Annotated in this window: 4 protein-coding genes and 1 pseudogene; all 5 read left to right on the top strand. The window is 60.6% G+C overall.

What is annotated here, in order from left to right; all coding sequences use genetic code 11:
- On the top strand, window positions 1-327 hold a 327-nt coding region (gene panD, locus AC1DVH_RS25065; protein WP_477756080.1), incomplete at its 5' end, for an aspartate 1-decarboxylase.
- Between the two features lie 224 nt (window positions 328-551).
- Entirely contained in the window at window positions 552-2216 is a 1665-nt protein-coding gene (pgi, locus tag AC1DVH_RS25060; RefSeq protein ID WP_477756079.1) for a glucose-6-phosphate isomerase, read from the top strand.
- A gap of 303 nt (window positions 2217-2519) precedes the next feature.
- Window positions 2520-4454, top strand: coding sequence for an acetate--CoA ligase (acs, locus tag AC1DVH_RS25055; protein WP_477756078.1), 1935 nt, complete (start codon window positions 2520-2522; stop codon window positions 4452-4454).
- Between the two features lie 116 nt (window positions 4455-4570).
- A complete protein-coding gene (locus AC1DVH_RS25050; protein WP_477756077.1) occupies window positions 4571-5437 on the top strand; it encodes an oxygenase MpaB family protein in 867 nt (288 codons plus the stop codon).
- Window positions 5438-5578: 141 nt separating this feature from the next.
- A pseudogene (locus AC1DVH_RS25045) lies at window positions 5579-5835 on the top strand (class I SAM-dependent rRNA methyltransferase); the annotation flags it as partial.

Genomic DNA, 5835 nt, shown 5'->3' with positions numbered 1-5835 from the left:
GTACTCGATTACGAAGGCTCCTGCGCCATCGACGGTGAATGGCTGGACCTGTCCGGCATCCGCGAGTACGAACAGATCCAGATCTACAACGTCGACAACGGCGAGCGCTTCACCACCTACGCCATCCGTGGTGAAGAAGGCTCGCGCATGATCTCGGTCAATGGCGCCGCGGCGCACAAGGCCAAGGTCGGCGATCGCGTGATCATCTGCGCTTACGCTCATTACAGCGAAGCCGAACTGCTCAACTTCAAACCGCGCATGCTCTACATGGCACCGGGCAATGAATTGAGCCACACCAGCAACGCCATTCCGGTCCAGGTCGCCTGATCCGAGTCCTGTCTCTTCCGTTTGTCGGACCGTTCCTAACTTTGGTGTTAAAAAAGTACCGGAAACAGGTCAGACAAAGTCAAGACAGATCATTGCGCGGGGTTTACTGTATCCGCCCTGCGCCATGAAATCGTGTCGACGCAGTTGACCGGAACGCCCATCCATAGCGCTCCGGGATTTTTAGTGTTCAAAAGGCCGTTCAAGTAATAAGGAAACCCGCAGCGATGGCGTATTACCGCACTCCTCACGACGTTACCGCTCTGCCTGCCTGGCAAGCGTTGAATGACCACCGCCAAGCCATGCAGGATTTCAGCATGCGCGAAGCCTTCAATGCCGATCCGCAGCGTTTTACTCAATTCACCCTCAGTAGCTGCGGCCTGTTTCTCGACTATTCGAAAAACCTGATCAACGCCGAGACCCGCAATCTGCTGGTGGGCCTGGCCAACGAAGTCGACCTCAAGGGCGCGATCAAATCGCTGTTCGACGGCGAAATCGTCAACTCTTCCGAAGGCCGTCCTGCCCTGCACACGGCCCTGCGCCGCCCGGTTGGCGACAAGCTGTCGGTCAACGGCGTCAACGTGATGCCCGAAGTGCACAAGGTGCTGAACCAGATCACCGACCTCGTCGGCCGTATCCACGATGGTCTGTGGCGCGGTTACACCGAGAAGCCGATCACCGACGTGGTGAACATCGGCATCGGCGGCTCGTTCCTCGGCCCTGAGCTGGTGTCCGAAGCGCTGCTGTCCTACGCCCAGAAAGGCGTGCGTTGCCATTACCTGGCGAACATCGACGGCAGCGAGTTCCACGAACTGACCATGAAGCTGCGCGCCGAGACCACACTGTTCATCGTCTCGTCGAAATCCTTCAACACCCTCGAAACCCTGAAGAACGCCCAGGCTGCCCGTGCCTGGTACCTGGCCCAGGGTGGTTCGGAAGCCGAGCTGTATCGCCACTTCATCGCGGTATCGAGCAACAACGCCGCCGCGGTAGCGTTCGGCATCCGTGAAGAGAACATCTTCCCGATGTGGGACTGGGTCGGCGGGCGTTACTCGCTGTGGTCGGCCATCGGTTTGCCGATTGCCCTGGCCATCGGCATGTCCAACTTCAAGGAGTTGCTGTCCGGTGCCTACACCATGGACCAGCACTTCCAGAGCGCGCCGTTCGAACAGAACATGCCAGTGCTGCTGGCCCTGCTCGGCGTGTGGTACGRCAACTTCTGGGGCGCGCAAAGCCACGCGATCCTGCCGTACGACCATTACCTGCGTAACATCACCAAGCACCTGCAACAGCTGGACATGGAATCCAACGGCAAGAGCGTGCGCCAGGACGGCACGCCAGTGTCCACCGACACCGGGCCGGTGATCTGGGGCGGCGTGGGTTGCAACGGTCAGCATGCCTATCACCAGTTGCTGCACCAGGGCACGCAGCTGATCCCGGCCGACTTCATCGTGCCGATCGTCAGCTTCAACCCGGTGTCCGACCACCACCAGTGGCTGTACGCCAACTGCCTGTCGCAGAGCCAGGCGCTGATGCTCGGCAAGACCCTTGGCGAGGCCGAAAACGAGCTGCGCGACAAAGGCATGAGTGAAACCGAGGTGCACAAACTCGCGCCGCACAAGGTGATCCCGGGCAACCGTCCGAGCAACACCCTGGTGGTCGAACGCATCAGCCCGCGTCGCCTCGGCGCTCTGGTGGCGATGTACGAACACAAAGTCTTCGTGCAAAGCGTGATCTGGGGCATCAATGCCTTCGACCAGTGGGGTGTGGAGCTGGGCAAAGAGCTGGGCAAAGGCGTCTACAACCGCCTGGTCGGCAGCGAAGAAACCCCGGCCGAGGACGCCTCGACCCAAGGGCTGATCAACTACTTCCGTGGTCGTCACCGCGGGTGATTTGACGGCACCACCCACGGGCTTTGTGTAGAGCACAGAGTCTGTGGACGAAAGAAATTCCCTGTGGGAGCGAGCTTGCTCCGGGCGGCGATCCGACGATAGCGGTCTGACAGTCGACAACTATATTGACTGTCACGCCCCCATCGCGAGCAATCGAGCGCCGACCGGCTGCTCCCACAGTGGTTTATGGTGTTCTCTCATTCTGCGGTGAGCCTGTCTCCATACCGATTGGCGACTGACTTGAACCCTTTGACTACTCGGCGCATCTTTATCTTTGTCGCAGAACAAGAATAAGGAACCGTCATGTTCGATATCAGCACGTTCCCCAAAGCCGATGCCGTCCGCCGGGCTGCACAATTGAGTCAAGACGACTATCAGCGCCTGTACCGCGAATCCGTTGAACACCCCAGTACGTTCTGGGCCGAACAGGCCACGCGTTTTCTCGACTGGAGCGCGCCTTGGGAAACCGTCCAGCGCTACAACCTGAAAACCGGTGAAGCCAGCTGGTTTGCCGGTGCGCAATTGAACGTCAGCTACAACTGCATCGATCGGCACCTGGAGAAGCGCGGCGATCAGGTCGCCATCATCTGGGAAGGCGACGACCCTGCCGACTCGACATCGATCACCTACAAGAAACTGCATGAAAACGTCTGCCGCCTGGCCAATGTGCTGAAAAGCCGTGGCGTGAAAAAAGGCGACCGCGTGTGCATCTACATGCCGATGATTCCCGAGGCGGCCTACGCCATGCTGGCCTGTACCCGCATCGGTGCGGTGCACTCGGTGGTGTTCGGCGGCTTCTCCCCGGACTCGTTGCGCGACCGTATTCTCGACGCCGACTGTCGCACCGTGATTACCGCGGACGAAGGCGTGCGCGGCGGCAAGGTCGTGCCACTCAAGCAGAACGTCGACAAAGCGCTGCAAAGCTGCCCGGACGTGAGCACCGTGCTGGTGGTCGAGCGCACCAAGGGGCAGGTGAACTGGGTCGAACGACGGGACATCAAGTATCAGCAGGCCCTGAGCGAAGCCAGCGCCGATTGCCCACCCGAGCCGATGGACGCCGAAGACCCGCTGTTCATCCTCTACACCTCCGGCAGCACCGGCAAACCCAAAGGCGTGCTGCACACCACCGGTGGCTACCTGCTGCAAGCAGCGATGACCTTCAAGTACGTACTGGACTACCGCGATGGCGAAGTCTTCTGGTGCACTGCCGATGTCGGCTGGGTCACTGGCCACAGCTACATCGTCTACGGCCCGCTGGCCAACGGCGCGACCACGCTGATCTTCGAAGGCGTGCCGAGCTACCCGAGTACTTCGCGCTTCTGGCAGGTGATCGACAAGCACAAGGTGAACATTTTCTACACCGCCCCGACGGCCCTGCGCGCACTGATGCGCGAAGGCCCCGAACCGTTGAAGCAAACATCCCGCGCGAGCATCAGGCTACTCGGCACGGTCGGCGAGCCGATCAACCCGGAAGCTTGGGAATGGTACTTCCATGAGGTCGGCGAAGAGCGCTGCCCGATCGTCGATACCTGGTGGCAAACCGAAACCGGCGGCATCATGCTCAGCCCGCTGGTCAGTGCACAGCGGATCAAACCCGGTTGCGCGACACAACCGATGTTCGGCGTGCAGCCGGTATTGCTCGACGAGCAGGGCAAGGAAATCAAAGGCGCCGGCAGCGGCGTACTGGCCATAAAGTCCAGCTGGCCGGCGCAGATCCGCAGCGTTTATCGCGACCCGCAGCGCATGGTCGACACCTATTTCAAACCCTACCCCGGCTACTACTTCACCGGCGACGGCGCACGGCGCGATGAGGATGGTGATTACTGGATCACCGGGCGCATCGACGATGTGATCAACGTGTCCGGCCACCGTATCGGCACCGCCGAAGTGGAAAGCGCCCTGGTGCTGCACGAGAGCATCGCCGAGGCCGCTGCGGTCGGTTACCCCCACGACATCAAGGGCCAGGGCATATACGTCTTCGTCACGCCCATGAACGGCGTCGAAACCAACGATGAACTGAAGAAAGAATTGCTGGCCCTCGTCAGCCAGGAAATCGGCAGTTTCGCCAAGCCGGACTTGATCCAGTGGGCACCAGCCTTGCCGAAAACCCGCTCAGGCAAGATCATGCGGCGCATTCTGCGCAAGATCGCCTGCAACGAACTCGACAACCTGGGCGACACTTCGACCCTGGCTGACCCGAGCGTGGTGCAAGGGCTGATCGACAAGCGCTTGAAGTAGGAGCGAGCTCGCTCGCGATGAACTCCGACGCGCCGTGTATATTCAGGAAACACGCGTTATCGTTAACGACCATCGCGAGCAATCGAGCGTCGACCGGCTGCTCCTACAGGGTATTCATGGAATTCATCCGCACCCGCATCGAAACCCAGATCATGAGCCTGAGCGGTTTGTCCCTGGGCAAACTCGACCTGGAAAACCCCAAGGGCGACCCGGGGCTGTTCGGGCCAGACTCGGTGAGCTGGCAAGTCCATGGTGATTTCAGCAGCATGCTGATCGGCGGCGTCAGCGCCCTGATGCTGCAAGCCCTGCACCCGCTGGCATTGGCCGGGGTCTGGGACCATTCGAACTTTCGTGAAGACATGCTCGGCCGCTTGCGCCGCACCGGGCAGTTCATCTCCGGCACTACGTTCGGTTCGCGACAGGACGCCGACTGGTTGATCGAGAAGGTCCGCACCATCCATCTGCAGATTACCGGCACTGCGCCCGATGGACGCCCCTACGCCGCCAGCGATCCCGATTTGCTGACATGGGTGCATGTGGCGGAAGTCAGCAACTTCCTCGCTGCGCATTTACGCTATCGCAACCCGCATCTTTCACCGGCCGATCAGGATCGCTATTACGCAGAGATCGCCTTGGTCGCCGAACGACTCGGGGCCCGGAATGTGCCCCGTTCTCGGCAGGAAATTGCCGACTACCTCGAGCACATACGTCCACAGTTGCTATGCGACGAACGCAGTCGCGAAGTCCTGCGCCTGTTGCTGAACGCCCCCTCCCCCAGTCGCCTGGCCAAGCCGTTTGGCGGTTTGATGATGCAGGCCGGGATCGATCTGCTGCCGGACTGGGCCAGTGCCATGCTCGGCGTCAGCCAGAATCCACTGCAACGCAAGCTGATCCGCGCCAGCGTCAATCACAGTGCGCCGATGCTGCGATGGGCGGTGCGCAATGGGTCTGTGCAGCGGGCTAAACGACGGATGGGCCTGTAGGAGCTGGCTTGCCAGCGATGAACGATAACGCGGATTGTCAGATAAGCCATGTTGCGGCCTTCGCTGGCAAGCCAGCTCCTACAGGTTGTGCTCCAAACTGTTAAACTCCCGCGCCCAATTCCCTCCTGCAAGGCGCCCAGCATGTCTTCCTTGAATCAGGCGCTGCGCGCCGCCCTCAATCAACGCCAGGACCTGCTCGCCGAACTGCACCAGCAAGGCACCGATTGCTATCGCCTGTTCCACGGCAGCCAGGAAGGCGCCGGTGGCCTGACCATCGACCGCTACGGCCCGCAATTGCTGGTGCAAAGTTTCCACCAGGCGCTGGAGCGCGAAACGCTGCTGCAACTGCACGAAACGATCAATCAGCACCTGGGTTATGACACCCTGCTGGTCTACAA

Source organism: Pseudomonas sp. P4_C3, assembly GCF_056402075.1.
This window is presented reverse-complemented; position numbering and strand designations above follow the sequence as displayed.